This window comes from Rathayibacter sp. SW19 (assembly GCF_030866825.1).
Taxonomy (GTDB): Bacteria; Actinomycetota; Actinomycetes; order Actinomycetales; family Microbacteriaceae; genus Rathayibacter_A; species Rathayibacter_A soli.
Genome location: NZ_CP133020.1, coordinates 3,701,350 through 3,720,671, shown reverse-complemented (window position 1 = coordinate 3,720,671; position 19,322 = coordinate 3,701,350). Strand labels below are relative to the sequence as shown.

The window sequence follows — 19,322 nt, the reverse complement described above, 5'->3', positions numbered from 1 at the left end:
CCATTGTGTGGAGTCTGCCGTTCGGCGCCGTCATCAGGACGGCGCCTTTTTTGTTGACCGGGGGCGTCTCGTAGGCCGTGCGTGTTGCGCGAACAGCGGGAGCCTGCGTGCCGGTGTTCGAACCGCGAAGCACTGGAAGCCATCCAGTCGTTCGAGAGGAACAGTATGCGCACGCTTGTCCTGAATGCCGGTTATGAGCCGTTGGCCATCGTCTCGTTCAAACGGGCGCTCGCCCTTGTGATGAATCACAAGGCGGTCGTCATCGAGATCGATGCCGAGCATCCGGTGTGGGGAGTGTCGCGTATTTATGACAGACCGGCCGTGATTCTGCTGACGCGCTACGTGCGCATTCCGCGCGGGCGATTGGTGCCGGTGAGTCGGCGCGGTGTTCTGCGTCGGGACGCGCATCGCTGTGCTTACTGCGGCAAGGTGGCAGAGACAATCGACCACGTGCTGCCGCGTTCGCGCGGCGGTGCGGACTCGTGGGAGAACCTGGTTGCCTGCTGCCTGCGCTGCAACAACGTGAAGAGCGATCGCACGCCGGCCGAGATGGGCTGGTCGCTCGGCTTCGCCCCGCGGATGCCGCGCGAGCCCGGTTGGGCGGTCCGTGGTGCCGAGCGCGCCCTCCCGCAGTGGCAGGACTACCTGGAGCCTGCGGCATAGCTCTCGCTGGTCGAGTAGCCGTCTCTCCCGTTGGTCGAGTAGCCCGTGAGCGAAGCGAGCAGGCGTATCGAGACCCTTACCCTTCACTTCGCAGCGTCCGCCACCGGCACTGCGCAGACCATACCCTCGCTGACTCCGGCGGACCCGACACCGAGTGCGAGGTTGAATCGCCCGCGCATGTTCTCCAGCGCGATGTGGTGGGTCAGTTCCACAAGCTGTGTTTCGTTGAAATGCTTTTTGAGTGCGTCGAACAGCGCGTCGGGAACTTCGACCGGGGTGCGGCTCATGGCAACGGCATAGTCGAGTACGAGCTTGTCTCGATCCGAGAACAGCGGGCTCGACCGGTACTCGGGCAGCGCGAGCAACTCGGCATCCGTAAGACCCCACTGGTGGGAGATCGCCGAGCCCAGGTCGATGCAGTATTCGCAGTGCGTCATGGTTGCAGCCTTGAGTTCGGCAAGTGCGTGCGAGCGCTTGTCCAGAGCATCGAGCTTGGCGGTCGCCTGTTCGAGCCGGGTGTAACCCTTGAAGAGCTTTGGAATGCGCGCATAGAGCTCGAGCGGCTCGGTCACCCGCGCGGAATCTCTGCCCGTGAGCTTCGCCAGCCCGCGCCTCACGAAGTAGAAGACGATTTTGGCGCTCGGTCCCGCCTTGGCGGGGGACACGCCGGTGATGCGAGGCATCCGGATGCTCCCTTCTCACGTCTGCTCTTTCGACTATTCTCGGCAAAGCTCGGGATTGCCCGAGCCTTGGGTCGACGGATCCGCGGATCTGTGGTGCCGCGTCACCGGCTTCCGCCCGGTAAACTCGTGGGCGTCAGCCTCTGTAGCTCAATGGAAGAGCAGTTCCGTCCTAAGGAAAGGGTTGGGGGTTCGAGTCCCTCCAGGGGCACCACAAGTACATCGGTGTGACGCCCTAATTTACTGGATCTATTGATGTTCCCCGATCGGATAGCATTGGATTTGGCCACAATTTGGCCACACCTGAGGTGATCTTGGCCTCATTGAGGGCGGCAGCAACAGCGTCCAAGTCGTCGTCGAATAGGTCTGCGTAGGTATCGAGAGTCATAGCCGCGGATACGTGGCCGAGCATTCTTTGCACTGCTTTGACATTCGCGCCGGCCGAGATGGCCAGCGATGCCGCCGTGTGACGCAGGTCGTGAAGAGTGAGATTCTCGGGGATGTTTGCATCGGCCAGGTGAGCACGTTTGCGTGCATAGGCGAACCATCCATTCTGTTGAGTTGGCGTCGGCTGATAAGTGGGGCCCGGGCCGAACACGAGCCAGCTGGGGTCTTTTCCATCGCACTGTTTGCTGAGTCGGCCCGTAAGAAATTGCGGAAACGGCACGCTTCGCGATTCATGTCCTTTGGGAGTGCCAGGTGTGATGTATCCGCGAACGTTCACCGCATTGGCTTGCACGAGCACGCGACGGCGTTTTAGATCAAGACACGGGATTCGTAAGGCAACGGCTTCTCCCCAGCGCAAACCCGTGTATGCCAGGAAGAGGACAAGCGTTCCGTTCGCTCCTGATTCGTCCGCCAGAACTTGTACTTGCTCGTGGGTGAGGTAATGGCGCTGCTTACTTACCTTGCGCGGCAATTTCACACCCCGGGCCGGATTGCTTGAGAGCCGGTGGTCGCGCACGGAGACGTCGAAGATTCCAGCGAGTACGCCAAACGCCCGAATGACAACGGTCGCACTTTTGCGCTTCGACAGCGCGCTGACCCATGACTGTACCTCGCTGTGGGTAATCGTCCCGAGCTGTCGCGCACCCCACATGGGCTGTACGTGGACGCGCCAAGCGACCTCGATTACCGCATAGGAACTCGGCTTCAGATGGGTTTGCATCTGTAACCACTCGCCGCCCAGATGATCAATCGTGACTTTTGCGGCCGTCGCATCGATGAAGTCGCCTGTAGCCTTCTTGACCTCCACGGAAGCGAGGTAGAGGTCCGCATCGCGCTTCGTCTTGAAGCCGCGCTTTTGACTCTGAGAGTGGTCCGGTTTCCGAAAGCGCACGCGATAGCGTTTCCCATGCGCGGTTTCGTAAGCGGTGACTGAGCCCATCTGTACCTCGAATGTCGGTGTCGTGCTTGTATATTGCAAAAATGCTACCTATGCCGGGGCGATTAGTGGCTCTTCAGAATTGAGGGTGTAGCCGGGGTCTGAATCCGCCGGCTTCCAGCAACGATCGGGCAACGTAGTTTGCCAGGTTGCGGAAGCCGAGGGCGGACCCGCGGAGGTGCTCGAGTCGCCCGTTGATCGCTTCGGTGGGTCCGTTGGAAGTGCCCGGCCTGTCGAAGTAGGCCAGGATGTCGCCTGCTCGTCGTTTCAGCGTGTGTCCGAGCTTGCGGATCTCGATCAGTGCGGCGCTGACACCTTGGCTGGTCGCCTCGATCACGGCTTGCATCAGGGTCTTGCCGACGGCGCGGTCGTTTTGCCGGTATGCGTCGATCATGCGCTGGTAGATCTCCCACGTCGCCTTCAGCTGGGCGTGCTCGGCGACCTGGAACACCGCGTCCAGGCGGGCATGCTGCCGATCGGTCAGGAGCCCGGCGCCGGTGTGCAGTGTTCTGCGCACCCCGTAGAGCGGGTCGTTTCTGCTTCCTCGGTGTCCTGTGGTTTCCTGCTGGATGCGTTGCCGGCACCGGTCCAGCCCGTCGCCGGCCAGATGGATGACGTGGAAGGGATCCATCACTTCCACCGCGGTCGGCAGGTTTTCAGCCGCGGCAGTCTTGAACCCGGTGAAGCCGTTCATCGCCACCACCTGAATCCGGTCTCGCCAGGCGACCGGGCGTGCCTGCAACCAGGTGGCGAACGCTTGTTTGGAGCGGCCTTCGACCATGTCCAACAGTCGGGAGGGGCCGCTCTTCTCCCGCACCGGGGTTAGATCGATGATCACCGTAACGAACTTGTCGCCCTTCCGGGTGTGCCGCCACACATGCTCGTCGACACCGATCACCTTCACTGCTTCCAGTCGTGCCGGCTGGTCGATCAGGACCCGTTTGCCCTCGGCGATGATCGCCGCGTTGGCGGTGTTCCACGACACGGCCAGACCCTCCGCGACGCGGGCGACCGTGAGGTGTTGGCAGACGATGCCTTCCAACGCCCACCTCAACCCGCCACGAGACAGTTTCGAACGCGCAGCCGCAGCCGTGCTCGTGTCCTGCCGCCAGACCCGCCCGCAGCCGGTGCACTTATAACGGCGCACCCGCACGGCCAGGATGCTCGGCCGCCACCCCAACGGCGCGTGCGCGAGGCGACGAACAACAGTGTCTCGTGGCACGCCCCGGCAGCCGCAACGATGGCACCACGCATCCGATTCGATCACGCGGCACTCCAACACCGCCCGATCGGGTTGAAGGTGCTGCCCGATCACCTGCAGACCAAGCTCATCGAGCAGGCAGAACGTGGTCAGATCAGGGCTGCAGAAGGTAGTTTGAGTCAAGAGGGCCCTGCGATCGGGGAACGGGACGTTGAACATCCAGACTCCACCGCAAGGCCCTCACACCACCGCACCGACGCGCCACCCCGGCTACACCCTCAATTCTGAAGAGCCCCTCAACCGGCCCACAAACAGTTGATCACACACACCCGGCGAGGGCTTGCGCGAGTCGGATCGAGTCGCCCGTGGTTTGACACACGTGGGCGTGGTGCATGAACCGGTCGTCGGTGGCGGTCGCGAGGGTTTTCGGCATCACCATCGGCGTGTTGCCCGGAACCTTGCGTGACAGGCCGAACGCGACCGTGTGTGGCCTGGCCGGCACCGGATGCAGCCGGGATTGTTCCTCCATCAGCATCACCGCGGGTTTGCGCCGGGTGAGCCGGTGTTCACGGTTGTTGACGTGATCCATGAACGCGTCGCACGTGGCTTCGACCTCGGCGAACGATCCGTACTCGGGCAACAGGTTGATGTCCTTGGGCACAATATCGGCCTTGGCCAGCTTCACCGAAGACTCCACCCCGCCCTTGGATGCGGGGTCCGCCGGCTGACAGGTCAACACGCTCACCCCGTAATGACGGGCGAAGTCCAAAGTTTGCAGGTTCCGCACCGGAACCCCGGCGATATGAGACACGGTGACGGTTTTCTCGTTATCGGTCAACACGTAAGTCGGGGCGCCCTCCAGAATCCGGAATGTGCGATCCAACGCCGCGAACACGCTCGGCGCCGTGCGGTCCCGTAACGCGATCACGACCCGGTAACGGCACCACGCCAACCACGCCACGAACAACACGATCTTGCGCCCCTCGATCACCGGCCCGTCACCGAAGTCGTACTGCAACCACATCCCCGGCTCGGTCACCCACGGCCGGTGCACCCGCACATGACCCAGCCGATACGCGGCACGCACCTGCGCGAGGGCCCGCCTGGTCGAGCGGTTCGAACCCTGATAGCCGAGGCCGAGCAGTTTGTCGTGCGCTTTGTCGGCGCGGATTCTGCCGCGGGAGGCCTCGACCCATTCCTCGATCTTCGGCATAAACGCATCCGTGACCCGGCCCCTAAACGCCGGCTCCGCCAGCGGTCGGCCCGCGTCCCGGGCGGTGACATGCCGGGCAACAGTGTGATGCGAACAACCCGTCAGCTCGGCCGTCGCGCGCAACGACCCGGTCAGATCGTATGCAGCAAGGATTTCAATGATCTCTTCGTCTACCTTCAATTAGGGCCTCTTCCTGGATTGATGTGATTAGGCATCGTCATCAAACCCCAGGAAGAGGCTCCCGCCGCCCAAGCGGTCGGGGGGTCAGAAATAGAAGTGGGCAGATCTCATGGCCACCAACGGGCAGTTCTACTGGCCGTCAGCGGGCAGTCCCGTAGCCGCCTACAGGCAGTTTCACATGGCCGCTAACACACGTGTTCATTGGGGTCGTGTCCCATCGGGTGGCGTCGGTTTGGGGTACACCCCAACTCGACGCACGTCATGCCGCACTCGAAGGCTCGTGCAGGGGGTGCTGCCATTTGTGCAGACGACTTCTGAAAACGACATGCACCCCGCAGCGCGGTAAGACAAGTAGCCCGGCGGAGATGCTGTCGCTAAGATATCCAGTTCACATTTCGCGAGCACCTTGACATGAGCACGACGCGGAACACGCCTACAACAGAAAAATATGCACGGCTGTAGCACTAGAATCCTTCGATCGCGTGCGGTACGTAGTACTGCTTGAGCAGTGTGAGCTCTTCCTCGTCCAGTACAACGTCGACGGCGGCAATTGCGTCATCGAGGTGACTCCGTTTCGTCGCACCGATTATCGGGGCGGTCACGGCGCTCTGCTGGGTCACCCAGGAGAGCGCGATTTGGGCACGACTCACGCCACGCGCGGCGGCGACCGCAGCTACCGCCTGCACGACTCGTTGATCGGATTCGACGAATTGGTGGTAAAGAGTCTTTCCGAATTCGTCGGTCTCGCTGCGCTCGGTAGAAGCATCCCAAGGTCGAGTCAGTTTGCCGCGTGCCAGTGGGCTCCACGCCAGCACGCCCGCATGGGTCTCCAGGCAATACGGATGCATTTCGCGTTCCTCCTCGCGGCTGAGGAGGTTGTACTGATCCTGCATGGAGACGAACCGGGTCCAGCCATTCACATCTGCGACGCGTTGCATCTCTGCGAACTGCCAGGTGAACATAGACGACGCCCCGATGTAGCGCGTTTTGCCTGCCTTTACGACATCGTGCAACGCTTCCATCGTTTCCTCAATCGGCACATCGGGGTCGAAATGATGAACCTGGTAAAGGTCGATATAGTCTGTATTTAGTCGACGAAGGCTCTCGTCGATCTCGTGCATGATTGCACCTCGGGATAATCCAGCGCCACCCGGTCCTGGGTGCGTCCGGTCACACACCTTCGTTGCAATCACCACGCCTTCGCGTCGAGTGAGTTCATTAAGCACGTGGCCGACGATTTCTTCGCTTGAGCCGGCAGAGTAAACGTTGGCGGTGTCAAATGTCGTGATGCCGAGTTCGAGTGCCTGGCGAATGAGCGCGCGGCTGTCCTCCAGTCCGAGGGTCCACGAGTGCTCACCGCGATCGGCGGCTCCGAAGCTCATGCAACCGAGGACGACTGAGGATATCTCCAGACCACTGGCACCGAGGTGCGTGTATTTCATGGCCTAACGTTACCGCCGACCCGCCGCGGGCCCCACTCACATTCTCGACACGCTCTACCTCGACGAGCTCCCCTGGCCACACAGCCTAAGGGTCAGCTGGCTGTACCAGTTCGCGATATCGTCAACGCTCAGAGGGCCCTCGGGCGAGAACCAGCTGTACACGCTGGTGCACATTCCCAGTGCGGCGAGGGCCACCATTTTAACGTCTTCGACGTGGAACTCTCCGGACGTGTTCCCTTGTTCAATAGTCTTCCGCCATAGCCGCTCGTAGTCGTCGCGCAGGGCAATTATTGTGTTTCGTGAGCTTTCGTTTAGCGATCGCAACTCCGTGTCGGTCACGCGCGCCAAAAGTGCACGATTGCAGTGGTACTCGATGTGGACCGTCACTAGTGCGCTTAGTCTTTCGCTCGCACTTTTGTCCGACGGCACCCGGTTCGCGGAATCGAGGAGACTGTTCATGCCTTCGAGCATAAGATCGAGAAGGAGGTCTTCTTTCGTGTCCATGTAGTGATAGAGCGTGGCGACTGATATTCCCGAGGCCTCGGAAATATCTCGGATCCCTGTTGCGGCAAAGCCGTTTTTGCCGAAGAGACGGACCGCCGCATCCTTCACTCGTGCTTCGGTCGGAATGGTAGGCGCCTCAGACAATGGGTGATCCTTTGCGAGAAGAGGGATTTCTATTTCCTGTGGTCTTTGTCTCGGTAGTCAGCGGTACCACCAAGGGACCACGACCCAGTGCCCAATCCATTTGACTTCCTCCCGGCGGTGGTTGGTGTGTCGTCTGCCAATCTTCTGAACAAGCGGCCGGCGTCGTCTTCTCTCGGGTAGAAGGCTATGGGTTGGACGGCGCGACCACTAACACGCGCCTGCGTCGCTCCATGCCGAGATCCGTTCATACATACAAGTATTGCTGACCATTCGTCCCAAGACAGTTGTGAGTTGCCGAGCACAACCCTACGTGCAGTAAGTGTAGAGGCGCCTGGCCTGTGGTTCTCGGTGTGACGTCATCATTGGCGCGCGGGCTGAGATCAATATCGAATAATGCGGGACATTGCTTCCTGCGCGGAATAGAATTGAAATCGATCGATCGATCGAGACTGAAGGGGCCACGGTGCGAAAATTCTTGACGGCGAGGGATCTGCTAGGAAGTATTGGCGAGATCCTCGGAGAGGGAACGATAGAGATCACTCAGGCGATGGTGAACGAGTTCGCGCACGCCACAGATGACGAGCAGTGGATTCACGTTGATCAGGAGAGGGCGAGAACCGGCCCGTTCGGTGCGACCATCGCGCACGGCTACCTCACGTTGTCGCTGGTTCCCGCCATGCTCTCCCAGGCGTTCACCGTCGAAAACGCCGCAGCAATTCTCAACTATGGCGTAGATCGTGTTCGATTCCCCGCACCCGTACCGGTTGGCAGCACCATTCACGCTGATGTGCGGTTGACTGAAGCATCCATTGTCGATGGCGGCGTACAGGCCAATCTTCTCGTCACCATGACTGGTTCCTCCTCATCGAAGCCGTATTGTGTAGCAAACGTCGTGGTTCGCTATCTCGATGAATGCTCGACATTAAACGTGTCCACCGTTCCCTCTTCAGAGTGTGCTCCGCGGCATGCGGGGGCGGGGGAGCCTGGCCCGAGGGATTCGCGTTGAACAACGATCTAAACCCCCTGTTCCATCCGGCCTCGATCGCAGTGGTGGGTGCCTCCCGCGATCCCCGCAAGCTGGGGAGCAGGTTGATTCGATATACGCGCCAAGCGGGATTCTCCGGAGTGATTTACGGAGTCAACCCGGTTTCCGGGGTTGCCTTTGACGGTGCGACTGCGGTCACGGGCCTGCGCGAAATAGGGGAGCCCACAGATCTGGCGATCCTCGCAATTCCTCGGAGCGGCGTGCTTGCCGCACTTAGTGATTGCGTGGCGGTCGGAGTGCGCACTGTAATCGTTCCAGGTTCTGGATTCGGCGAGAACTCTCAGGACGGCGCCGAGGCCGAGGCCGAGATATTGCGCCTGGCTTCCGAGGCCGGAATTCGAGTGCTTGGGCCGAACTGCTTTGGAATCTCATCGGCTTCGGGTGCCATTGATTTGACGCCGTTCGAGCGCATTCCTGGCGGCACGGTAGGCCTCGTGAGCCAGTCCGGCAACGTCGCGGCTCAGTTGTTGCATGCGGCGGCCGGGGCGAACATCGGCTACTCGCACTGCGTGGGTATCGGCAATCAACTCGATATTGGATTCGGCGATGTCCTCGCCTGGTACGCGCAGGATGAGCGAACTCAGGCGGTCGCCGTGTACGCCGAGGGCATTCCCGCCGGCAGCGGCCAGGTCTTCCTGGACGGCGTCGAGGCGTGCTCGGCTTCGGGTAAGCCGGTCGTCGTTATCAAGGCAGGTGCGTCAGCAGCGGGTGCGGTCGTCGCAGCAACGCATACGCGTGCCCTCGCCGCAGATGACCGGGTTTGGACTGAGGCGTTGGAAACTGCCGGGGCACTGCGAGTGTCTGGCCCGGATGATATGGTCGATGCCCTCGTCTTTGCTGGTAGACGCCGACCAAAGGGGCGACGAGTAGCGTTGATCACTGACGGCGGCGGCGACTCGATCTTGGCGTTGGACGAGACGGTGTCGCGTGGAATGCATTTGGCCGAGTATCCGGCGGAGCTTCAGGAGCAGCTGGATCTCTTGATGCCAGTGGATGCCCCGAGAAGCCGTGGCCGTAATCCACTCACTCTCGACACGGCCGGTGGAGTAGAGGACGATCCAGAGATTCTTGCGCGTTGTGTCGACGCCATCTCAGCTGCGGGCGTCGCGGATGTGATCGTCATCGGAGGATTGTTCGGGACATATACGGATCACCGTCCGGAGGAGATCGCCGCCGCCCTGAGCCTTCAAACTGTGGTCGGGCGAGAAGAGGCTGAACTGGTTTTCCAGTCGCCCCTTACGCCCATGGAGTCTGAACCGCTTCGTCTCCTTCAGGAGGCCGGTGTCCCGTTCTTCAAGTCAATGCGCAGACTGCTTGCCGGGCTGAGCTCCATCATGGGGGTGATGCAGGGATCGGGCGGAGCGCGCCGAGCGACCAATCCGCAAGGTATCTTGCACTTTGCTTCGGATTCGGACAAAGGTCGGGCAGAAGCGGACGGCCAGCAGATGTCCCCGGGCTCTGCAGCGTCGTTGTTGCAGGAGTATGGGATCCGAATGCCACCACTGCAGGTCAGCGCGAAGTTGGAGGAATTACGCGACGCCGCCTCTGGGATGGGCTATCCGGTCTGCCTCAAGATCGCGAGCAGCGACGTTGTGCACAAGTCGGATATAGGTGGGGTGAAGCTCGGCTTGGTCGACGTCGAGTCGCTAACGATGGCGGCGGCGGATTTATGGCATGTCGTCCCGGCCTCCCCCTTGCTTGTCATGCCAAACCTCCGCAGCGGGTTCGAAGTGATGATGGGCGCACGGTGGGACGCCCAGTTCGGGCCGGTGGTTGCCGTCGGACGGGGAGGGATCTGGGCAGAGATCGAATCTGATATCTCGCTTCTGACTGGAGAGATCTCCCCAGACCGATTCGATTCTGCGCTAAGTCGACTTCGCTGTTTCCCGATCCTTCGAGGTGTACGCGGGCAGCCGCCTCTTGACACCGCAAGTCTTTGGGCTGTAGCGGTGGGACTCGCTGGAATTGTGCGCGACCACCCCGAGACGTCCATAGATCTCAATCCGGTCTTCCTTTATCGCGATGGCTATGCGGTCGCGGACCATCGCATGATTTGCGAACGCCACAACGGAAACGCAAGAGGAGCATCATTATGACCACTGAGAAGACGGCGATCGTTACTGGAGCGGGTCGGGGGATTGGCCGTGCTATCGCTGAAAAGTTGCATACCCGCGGCTTCTTCGTTTACTGCATTGACGTGAACGCGAGCGATATTGAAGACACGGTCAGGGCGCTTGATGGTTCTGGAGTCGCCGTGACGTTGGATGTGACCGATGTCTCCGAGGTCGATTCGTGCGTGGCTCGAATGGTGGAAGAGCGAGGCCGTGTCGATGTCTGTGTCAACAATGCGGGGATTAATCGGGATGCGCAGCTGTATAAAATGACTGATGCTCAGTGGGACGCGGTGCTCAAGGTGGACTTGACTGGCGTTTTCTACCTGACGAGGGCCGCCGCGCGAGTAATGCGCGAGCAACGGAGTGGGCGGATCATCAATATCTCCTCTGCGAGTTGGATGGGGAACTTCGGCCAGTCCAACTATGCAGCCGCAAAAGCTGGCGTCGTCGGACTCACCCTGAGCGCAGCACGTGAGCTTGGCCGGTACGGAGTGACCGCCAACGCGATCTGTCCTGGCTTCATCGACACGGACATGACCCGCGCGCTGCCCGAGAAGATCCATGCGGCCCAGGTCGAACGGATACCGCTGGGCAGACCGGGCCAGCCAGAGGACGTCGCCAATGTCGTCGCATTTCTCGCGTCTAAAGACGCCAGCTACCTCACCGGCGAGGTCATTAACGTGGGCGGCGGCTACCGTCTGTAGTGCGCACCCCACAAGAAAGAAGGGCGAAGCTATGCAACTCAATGAATCCGTCGTGATCGTAGACGGAGCGCGTACGGCAGTCGGTACCTACGGGGGTGCCTTCAAGTCGACACCGGCCTTCGAACTCGGTGCGACCGCAATTCGCGAAGCGCTCAAGCGATCCAACGTTAGTTCGCACGATGTGGACGACGTCATCCTCGGATGCGTGGGGCAGGTCGGCCCGGACATTTTCAACGCCCGCCGCGCGAGCCTCGCAGCCGGAATTCCCGTGGGAGTCAACGCCTACAACGTGAACAGACTCTGCGGGAGCGGTCTTCAGGCAATCTGGTCCGGCAGCATGGAAATCCTCACTGGTGCCGCAGATATTGTCGTCGCGGGAGGCAACGAGAACATGACGATGCAGCCGTTCCTCGACTATCAGGCACGGTCCGGATATCGGCTTGGGCATCACGAACTAGTTGACGGCACACTCTCACTCGTAACGGATCCGTGGGGAAATTACGCGATGGGTGTGACCGCGGAAAACGTCGCCACGCGTTTTAACGTCTCCCGCAATGATCAGGACGAATTCGCCCTCGTTAGTCAGCAGAGGGCTGCAGCCGCACAGTCCGCCGGTGTTTTCGCCAAAGAGATCGTCGAAGTCGTGGTGAAGGATCGAAAACAGGAACGTGTAATAGACACCGACGAACATCCACGTCCTGACACCACCTTGGAAGGTCTTGCGCGGCTTAGACCAGCCTTCACCCCCGAAGGTATGGTCACCGCCGGTAACTCGTCAGGAATTAATGATGCTGGCAGTGCAGTTGTACTGATGGCCGAGTCTGCAGCAAAGGAACGAGGACTCGTTCCCAAAGCTCGACTTGTTGCCTTTGCGATGAATGCAATCGAGCCGGAGATCATGGGGTATGCACCAGTAGGTGCTATCGAGCGCGTACTTGACTCTGCGAAGATGACGCTCGCGGACATTGACACGATCGAGTTGAACGAGGCATTCGCTGCACAATCCGTCGCGGTCATCCGGGGTGCCGGGCTCGATCCGGCGAAGGTGAACCCGTATGGCGGGGCGATCGCTCTGGGGCATCCTGTAGGAGCAACAGGGGCGATCCTTGCCCTCCGGGCGGCCTATGACCTTCACCGCCGGGATCTCGAGTTCGCCCTGGTCACGATGTGTATTGGCGGGGGCCAAGCCATCGCGACGATTCTTCAGCGCTGCTAGCTTCTCGGCCCTCCGGCGCAGATGTGCGCGCTATTCAAGTCTCATCGCCCTATTGACGGTCGATCGATCGCTCGATAGTATTTAAGAGTTGGCACTGGGGCCAGCGGTTCGCGGGAGAAGGATTCTCGTTATGAGTCTTGAAACATATATCATTACCGGCGCGTCTTCTGGGATCGGGCGGGCAGCCGCACTCCTGTTGGCACAGAAAGGTGCCAACGTCGCGATCGTCGATATACAGGACGGCGCCGCGGAAGAGACGGCAAGGGAGTCCCTACGAGCGGGAGCGCACGGCGCGCGCGCTTATCACTGCGACGTGACTGACGAAGCCGAAGTGGCGGAGACGATCGATCGGGTTCAAACCGAATTGGGTGCACCTGCCGGGCTCTTCGCGAATGCCGGCATCGATAGGGGAGGCCTGCTCCATGAGCTTCCACTAGAGACCTGGCAGTCCGTCATCCAAACGAATCTCACAGGGATATACCTGACCTGCAAGCACGTCCTGCAGGCGATGATCGACACCGGGAATGGCGGCTCGATCGTCTGCACGTCCTCGCCGGGCGGTTTTGTAGCGTTCGCCGCGGGAGGGGCCGGAGCGTATAGCGCGTCCAAAGGCGGGATATCTTCGCTCATTCGATGTATGGCCGTCGACTACGCGCGCTACGGAATTCGGGTGAACGGCATTGTTCCCGGCCCAACAGAAACACCGCTCATGTGGGCCAACGTTCCCGAGGCCGAGCGCGACGGAATCAGGCAGGTCGTCCAAGCAGAGACCCCGCTAGGACGCTTGGCCGATCCGATCGAGCCGGCGCGAGCGGTCGTATGGCTTCTGTCCGACGACGCATCATACGTCACCGGCTCTCATCTCGTCTGCGATGGCGGCGTTCTGGCCAAGGCATCGCTAAGCGTTTGAATTCCCTCATAAAAGCCACACTCATTTAGAAAGGGTCTCTTGACCATGGATGGCAAGCAGTCGAAACCCGAAGTTGCTTTGCAATCGGGTGCGCTAAAATTCCCCGCTGTTCTTATGCAGGCGGTAACCCATATCGCACCAGCTGTCGGTACGTTGCTCTCACTGCAATTCATCGCATCGCTCGCGGGCGTGACAGCGCCCCTCGCGTTCGCGATCGCCTTCGTGATCATTCTGACCTTAGGTATTTCGCTGACCCAGCTCGCCCGAAAATTCCCCTCCGCCGGCGGGTACTACACCTATGTGTCCCGCACCGTGCATCCCAAAGCGGGGTGGTTTACCGCCTGGCTCTATTTTCTGTATGACCCGCTTGCTACCGCGATCAACCTCGCATTTATGGGATATTTCTTTCAAGTCATCCTCAAGGCACAATTCAACATTCGGTTCGACTGGTGGTGGTTCTTTCTATTGAGCCTTGCGCTTATCACCGTTCTCGTCTACCGAGGGGTCGCCATTTCGGCGCGCGTCATGCTGACCCTCGGAGGCCTCGAGCTGCTGATCATCCTCGCCCTTGCTATCTCCGGGCTCGTCAGCCCAGGACCAGGCGGGATCACCCTGGACGCATTCATTCCGGCGAACGCTCCGGGAGCGAGCGGGCTGTTCCTCGCGGTCATCTTCTCCATCTTCCTCTTCACAGGGTTTGAATCCGTCGCCCCCTTAGCTGAGGAGACGGCAAACCCCAAAAAACTGCTGCCCCGTGCGATCATCGTCTCAATTATTCTCGTCGGCGCATTCTTCGTCATCTGTAACTGGGCAATCATGATCGGATACGGCACTGACAATGTGAAAGAGTTCGTATCATCAGCCGACAATCCCGTCATCGCGTTGGCCGAACGCCTATGGGGCTGGGGATGGCTGCTGGTCCTCTTCGCGATGGTGAACTCGATCATCGCCGTTTCCATCGCCTGCACCAACGCGGCCACCCGCGTCTTCTTCTCGATGGGCAGGATCGGTGCGCTACCCAGATGGTTCGGGCGGGTTCACCCTCGTTTCAAAACCCCACGAAATGCAGTCATCTTCCAAACGATTGTCACCCTCGTGTTCGGTCTCGGTATGGGAGCAATCCTCGGACCTGACCAAGAGTTCTTCATGATGGGAGTCGCCATCACCCTCGGTCTGATCCTCGTGTACATCGCCGGAAACATCGGCGTCTTCTTGTACTACTTCAAGGAAGACAGAAAGCACTTCAATGTCCTACTGCACCTCATACTCCCGCTCTTCTCGACCGTCGCGCTTCTAGTCGTGGGGTATCTGTCGATCATTCCATTCCCGGCCTTCCCCGTCGGGATTGCTCCGATCCTCGTCGCTGTCTGGATACTGATCGGAATCGGATTGACGATCTATGCGTCACGAACAGGGCGGGGAGAATGGCTCGACCGGGCCGCGCACGTCTACGAGGAGCCCGCCGAGATCGGGCTCGAGGATTCGGAGCTCGAGAAAGAGTAAGCCCGGTCCAGCCGCCGACGCCGCGTGAGATTCGCTTCAGAAGCGCGGGGCGCTGGATGGCTCGTCTGACAATCGTCGCGCAGTCGGAATATGAAAGGACCAGCAATGTCAGTTCAGGTCGACATGAATTGGGAATATCACGGAATGCGGGTGATCCGCATCGAGAATTCGCGGCTCCGCGTCGACGTGCTCCCCGCCCTCGGTGGGAAAGTACTCAACCTCGTCGACAAGGTGGCCGACCGTAACGTGCTGTGGCAGAGCCCGAGGATCCCTCCACACCCGGCGCCGTTGCAGGCGAACTTCGACGATCATTACGCCGGTGGCTGGGATGACGGGTTCCCTACGTGTGTGCCGTGCAAGAACGAATACGACGATGCTATCCCTTATCTCGGTGAGGTGTGGAACCTCGACCTCTCAGCCTGTATTGAGGAGGCTGGACCAAGCATCGCCAGGGTGAGGCTCGACGGCGCGACCCCGATCACCCCCGCAGGGTGGTCGAGGACAATCACGCTTGAGGACGATTCACCGTCGCTTCGCCTGGATACCTCGATTAAGAACTCAGGCACCCTCCCGTTCGCCTTCAATTGGGGAACTCACGCCGCAGTCTCAGTCGAGCCCGGCGACCAGATCGACGTTCCAGCGACCTCCGCAATGGTAAGCGAGGCCGGCGGTGGCGGGGGGCTGGGCGTCATCGGGGACGAATATGAGTACCCCTATCTGCTGCTCGCAAACGGTGAGACCGTCGACGTCCGTCGCGTTCAGGAGCGGAGCGCGGGAAGTTTCGCGCTGCATGTCTTCAACGACATGACGGAAGGCTGGATCGCGGTCACGAGCGGCGCCAAGCGCGCCGGGTTTGGGCTTGTCTTCGACCCGACTGTCCAGACATCGGCGTGGCAGTGGATGAACTACGGGGGGTTCCGCGGCGCCTATCACGCGATCATCGAGGCGTGGCTCAGTCCCGCCGCCTCTCTCGATGCAGCCCTCTCGAGCAAGACCGCGAAAGTGCTGCAGCCTGGTGAGTGCTTCTCTTCAGTCGTTCACGGTGTCGTGTATAGCGGCGTCGAATCGGTAACGGCTCTGTCCGCCGACGGATCGGTTCACTGATGTCGAGTACGGATCCGGTTGCTATACCGCGCATAGCGCGCGTCCAGCGCGCTCTTGGACTGGCACACGCCGATCTGCTCGTTGCGACGGATTACGCGACCGTGCAGTGGCTGTGCGGGCACAGCGTGAGCGCCGGCACGGTCGTCTTCGTCGATGACGATTCGTCGGACGCCGTCGTGTCTGAGCCGGGCGTCGACCATCTCGAGGCGTTGCGGGCTTCCGCGCCGTACAGGAATCTTGGCGCGTGGTCAGTTGTCGCGATAGAGACCTCTGCCGCGCCGGGGTGGCTTCTGAAGCTATTGGCAGGGCATCCTCTCGTCGATCTTCGCGACGACCTCGCGATGCTGCGCGCCGTCAAAGATTCTACTGAGCTCGGGCTGATCATGACTGCGGCAAAGCGGGCATCGGACGCGCAGCGGGTCTTCCGCTCGGAGATCGAGTGCGGGCTGCGCGAGCGCGAACTGTCGGACACCATCCAGATGCGGCTCGCCAAGGAGGGGAATGCGGTCTCGGCCGTGGTCGATCTGATGTTCGGTGATCGCTGCATGCTTGTCGGTGCAGCACCGACCGGTCGTGTCTTGACCGCCGCTGACACGGCGATCTTCGACTTCGCACCTGTTGTCGAGGACTATTGGGCGGACTCGTGCAGCACTGTTGTCGTTGGCAGGCCGAGTCGGGACGTGTTACGGCTGCACGGAACTATTCAGCGTGCGCTGGAAGCAGGAATAGCCCTCCTTCGACCCGGGACGAGAATCTCCGACGTCGATAAGAGCGTGCGGTCCATCATGGGAGAGGCCGGGTACCACTACCCGCACTTGACCGGCCATGGGGTTGGTCTCAAGCAACAGGAGTATCCGTTCGTGGCATCCGATTCGGATTACGTGCTCGAGGCGGACATCGTGATCGCTCTTGAACCGGGTGCGTACTTCGATGAGTACGGCGCCCGGCTGGAGCATCTAATCCACGTGACGGAAGACGGTCCGCGCGTACTGACCACGCACAGCGTCGAGCTTGCGGCACGCTAACACCATCACCGATACGGGCGAGCGCTGGAGAGGCACCATGAAAATTACAGGCGTCGATTGTCACGTACTTTTGGACCCGGACTTCGATACAACGGCCGCCAGTTCTGCGCAAGATGATTTCGTCGTCGAAATACACACCGATGAGGGGCTCATCGGCCTTGGGGAAACTGACCTCAACCCCTGGATTGCACGCGCGTGTATCGAAGCTCCGGGAACCCACAATATGGGTCTCGGCCTAACCGAGATGCTCATCGGGGCCGACCCTCTCGACATTGAAGGGCTGTGGCAGAGGCTCTATGTCGGATCCGCCATGAACGGGCGACGAGGCGCAGTCATCAACGCGATCGGAGCGATAGATATCGCCTTACACGATCTACGCGGTAAGGCGTTGAACAAGCCCTGTTACGAGCTCATGGGCGGAGCAGTAAGGGCTGAGGTCACCCCGTACGCATCACTTCAACCACAGGTGTCCTCGTTCGAGGACTACCGGGACTCCCTCGTGGAATGGGCTCTTCGCGCGAAGGAGATCGGGTTCCGAGCCGTGAAATCCGAAGTTACGCTCGCTGGCCCCTTCGCGCACAACAACTTGCGTGAGCCGTGGGAGAAGAGCACAGAAGTTGTCTCGGCCGTTCGCTCCGCGATCGGCCCGGATGTCGCTCTCTTGGTCGATGTTCAATATGCGTTTCCGGACGCTGAGACGGCACTGGCTGTACTAGCGGACTGGCAGGAGTTCGATCTTACTTTTGTGGAGACACCCCTGTGGCCCGACGACCTGGAAGGTTATGCGCGCTTAGCCGCAGAGCAGCCCATTCCGGTAGCGGCGGGCGAGTGGTTGACCACTCGGTTTGAATTCGCGAGCCTTATCGATACCGGGAACATCTCAGTTGCACAGCCGGATATCGGCAGAGTCGGAGGCCTCACGGAAGCGATGAGGGTCGCGGAGCTTGCCGAAAGCCGAGGTCGCAGGATAGTTCCTCATCTATGGAAGACGGGGCTGTCGATCGCAACAGCGGTCCAGCTCGCAGCAGTGAGCCGGGTCTGCGATTATGTCGAGTTTCTCCCGGCTGAACTCTCCGAGTCAGCGATTCGTCAGAATCTCACGAGTACGGATATCTTCATGGTCGACGGCAGGATCCCTTTGCCGACAGGTAGCGGGTTGGGCATCGAAATCAATCGGGAGGCGATGCGTGAATTTGAGGACGTCGCGCGTCGGAAAGTGCCCCGTGGATGAAGCGAAGGGGCCGGCGATCCTAGTCACCTTCTGTCAATATTTGAATAACGATCGATCGATCGATACAGTAAGTACTGCTGTTGTTAGATCCGGGAGTCAGCGAGAGGGACGAGCGTGATAGTCGAATACTGGGTATCAGGTGGAGTCGGACAGATGGTGCTGAACCGCCCGGACAAACTCAACGCCGTCACGCCGGAACTTGTGAATGGGATATGTGCTGCACTGCGTCAGGCGATCGCTGATGAGGTAGCGGCACTCGTCTTCGCCGGGAATGGGCGCTCGTTCTGTGCGGGACACGACCTGGACCAGGACCTTTCCGGGGATAGCTATTTCATCGAGCACGAGCGGGTGCAGGGCATTCAAGACGTGACGCGATTAATTAGACGGGCACCGTTTCCCGTGATAGCGGCCGTGCAGGGATACGCCTTGGGCGCTGGATGCGAGTTCGCGTTGTGCAGCGATTTCGTCGTTGCGGCGAGCGACGCGCAATTTGGGTTCCCGGAGATCGATGTCGGCCTAAGCATAACGGGCGGAATTTCGCACATCTTGCCGTCGATAGTCGGTCTTCCCAGGGCAAAGGAACTCGTGATCTTCGGTGAACGGTTTGGTGCCTCGCGTGCGCTAGAACTCGGTTTGATCAACTGGGTTGTTCCAACGGAGCGCCTCCTCGAATTTGCGAACGGCAAAGCGAACACCCTCGCCGATAAGCCTCGCCAGGCGATGAGCTTTGCGAAGTCCGCGCTCGACAACGGTTCGCAGGGCAACCTCTCCGCAGCCTTCGACCTGGAAGTACTTCACGCCCTACTTACCCGGAAATCTGACGAAGCTGCTGGAGCTTCCAGGTCCTTTCATAATCGACACCAAGAGGGGAAGCCACCCCATGGGTATTCCGATTAAGGTTCCCCCCGGACACGGAAGTGCCGCGCGGACGAGTGCTGAATCTTGTGCAGACGACATCTGAAAACGACACCTCTACATCGGGTTGACACGTCGTCATTGTGTGCACGGTACGGCCGGTTGACGTCCAGTTGGGCTCCACCCCTAGCGACCGCACGACCG

The 19,322-nt window shown here is 60.3% G+C and carries 16 protein-coding genes, 1 tRNA gene and 1 pseudogene; 12 read left to right on the top strand and 6 right to left on the bottom strand.

Annotation, left to right across the window (positions count from 1 at the left end; genetic code table 11):
• Positions 1-165 precede the first annotated feature (165 nt).
• A complete protein-coding gene (locus QU604_RS17380; RefSeq protein WP_308465867.1) occupies positions 166-663 on the top strand; it encodes an HNH endonuclease in 498 nt (165 codons plus the stop codon).
• Positions 664-746: 83 nt separating this feature from the next.
• Here the strand turns inward: QU604_RS17380 and QU604_RS17375 are convergent, their stop codons facing one another.
• Positions 747-1,346, bottom strand: a complete 600-nt coding sequence (locus tag QU604_RS17375) for a carboxymuconolactone decarboxylase family protein (protein ID WP_308465866.1) — start codon at positions 1,344-1,346, stop codon at positions 747-749.
• A 136-nt stretch (positions 1,347-1,482) separates the two neighbouring features.
• On the opposite strand from QU604_RS17375, the gene QU604_RS17370 reads away from it, so the two are divergent.
• Positions 1,483-1,557 (top strand) — tRNA-Arg (locus tag QU604_RS17370).
• Positions 1,558-1,578: 21 nt separating this feature from the next.
• Here the strand turns inward: QU604_RS17370 and QU604_RS17365 are convergent.
• The 5 genes and pseudogenes from QU604_RS17365 to QU604_RS17345 all read right to left on the bottom strand — a co-directional run bounded on the left by QU604_RS17365 (position 1,579) and on the right by QU604_RS17345 (position 7,411).
• On the bottom strand, positions 1,579-2,730 hold the full coding sequence (locus QU604_RS17365; RefSeq protein WP_308465865.1) for a site-specific integrase: 1,152 nt from the start codon (positions 2,728-2,730) through the stop codon (positions 1,579-1,581).
• A gap of 73 nt (positions 2,731-2,803) precedes the next feature.
• Positions 2,804-4,147, bottom strand: a complete 1,344-nt coding sequence (locus QU604_RS17360) for an ISL3 family transposase (protein ID WP_409349977.1) — start codon at positions 4,145-4,147, stop codon at positions 2,804-2,806.
• A 214-nt stretch (positions 4,148-4,361) separates the two neighbouring features.
• Positions 4,362-5,321: pseudogene (gene istA / locus QU604_RS17355) on the bottom strand (IS21 family transposase); the annotation flags it as partial.
• 464 nt (positions 5,322-5,785) lie between these two features.
• The gene (locus QU604_RS17350) at positions 5,786-6,763 is read right to left on the bottom strand and encodes an aldo/keto reductase (protein WP_308465864.1); all 978 of its coding nucleotides are present in this window, start codon (positions 6,761-6,763) and stop codon (positions 5,786-5,788) included.
• A 54-nt stretch (positions 6,764-6,817) separates the two neighbouring features.
• Complete coding sequence (locus QU604_RS17345) at positions 6,818-7,411, bottom strand: TetR/AcrR family transcriptional regulator (protein ID WP_308465863.1); 594 nt, start codon at positions 7,409-7,411, stop codon at positions 6,818-6,820.
• Positions 7,412-7,886: 475 nt separating this feature from the next.
• On the opposite strand from QU604_RS17345, the gene QU604_RS17340 reads away from it, so the two are divergent.
• The 10 genes from QU604_RS17340 to QU604_RS17295 all read left to right on the top strand — a co-directional run bounded on the left by QU604_RS17340 (position 7,887) and on the right by QU604_RS17295 (position 19,160).
• Positions 7,887-8,417, top strand: a complete 531-nt coding sequence (locus QU604_RS17340; RefSeq protein WP_308465862.1) for a MaoC family dehydratase — start codon at positions 7,887-7,889, stop codon at positions 8,415-8,417.
• The gene (locus QU604_RS17335; RefSeq protein WP_308465861.1) at positions 8,414-10,552 is read left to right on the top strand and encodes an acetate--CoA ligase family protein; all 2,139 of its coding nucleotides are present in this window, start codon (positions 8,414-8,416) and stop codon (positions 10,550-10,552) included. The genes QU604_RS17340 and QU604_RS17335 overlap by 4 nt, the downstream gene beginning before the upstream one ends.
• Positions 10,549-11,274 (top strand): 3-oxoacyl-ACP reductase FabG, encoded by a 726-nt coding sequence (gene fabG, locus QU604_RS17330; RefSeq protein ID WP_308465860.1) that lies wholly within the window; start codon positions 10,549-10,551, stop codon positions 11,272-11,274. The genes QU604_RS17335 and fabG overlap by 4 nt, the downstream gene beginning before the upstream one ends.
• 31 nt (positions 11,275-11,305) lie before the next feature.
• Positions 11,306-12,490 (top strand): thiolase family protein, encoded by a 1,185-nt coding sequence (locus QU604_RS17325; protein ID WP_308465859.1) that lies wholly within the window; start codon positions 11,306-11,308, stop codon positions 12,488-12,490.
• Between the two features lie 130 nt (positions 12,491-12,620).
• Positions 12,621-13,400, top strand: a complete 780-nt coding sequence (locus QU604_RS17320; protein WP_308465858.1) for an SDR family NAD(P)-dependent oxidoreductase — start codon at positions 12,621-12,623, stop codon at positions 13,398-13,400.
• A 114-nt stretch (positions 13,401-13,514) separates the two neighbouring features.
• The gene (locus tag QU604_RS17315; protein ID WP_308465857.1) at positions 13,515-14,903 is read left to right on the top strand and encodes an APC family permease; all 1,389 of its coding nucleotides are present in this window, start codon (positions 13,515-13,517) and stop codon (positions 14,901-14,903) included.
• Positions 14,904-15,008: 105 nt separating this feature from the next.
• On the top strand, positions 15,009-16,007 hold the full coding sequence (locus tag QU604_RS17310; RefSeq protein WP_308465856.1) for an aldose epimerase family protein: 999 nt from the start codon (positions 15,009-15,011) through the stop codon (positions 16,005-16,007).
• Positions 16,007-17,032, top strand: a complete 1,026-nt coding sequence (locus QU604_RS17305) for a M24 family metallopeptidase (protein WP_308465855.1) — start codon at positions 16,007-16,009, stop codon at positions 17,030-17,032. Before QU604_RS17310 ends, QU604_RS17305 begins: the two co-directional genes overlap by 1 nt.
• 37 nt (positions 17,033-17,069) lie before the next feature.
• A complete protein-coding gene (locus QU604_RS17300) occupies positions 17,070-18,263 on the top strand; it encodes a mandelate racemase/muconate lactonizing enzyme family protein (RefSeq protein WP_308465854.1) in 1,194 nt (397 codons plus the stop codon).
• A gap of 114 nt (positions 18,264-18,377) precedes the next feature.
• Complete coding sequence (locus QU604_RS17295; RefSeq protein ID WP_308465853.1) at positions 18,378-19,160, top strand: enoyl-CoA hydratase/isomerase family protein; 783 nt, start codon at positions 18,378-18,380, stop codon at positions 19,158-19,160.
• The last annotated feature ends 162 nt before the right edge of the window (positions 19,161-19,322 follow it).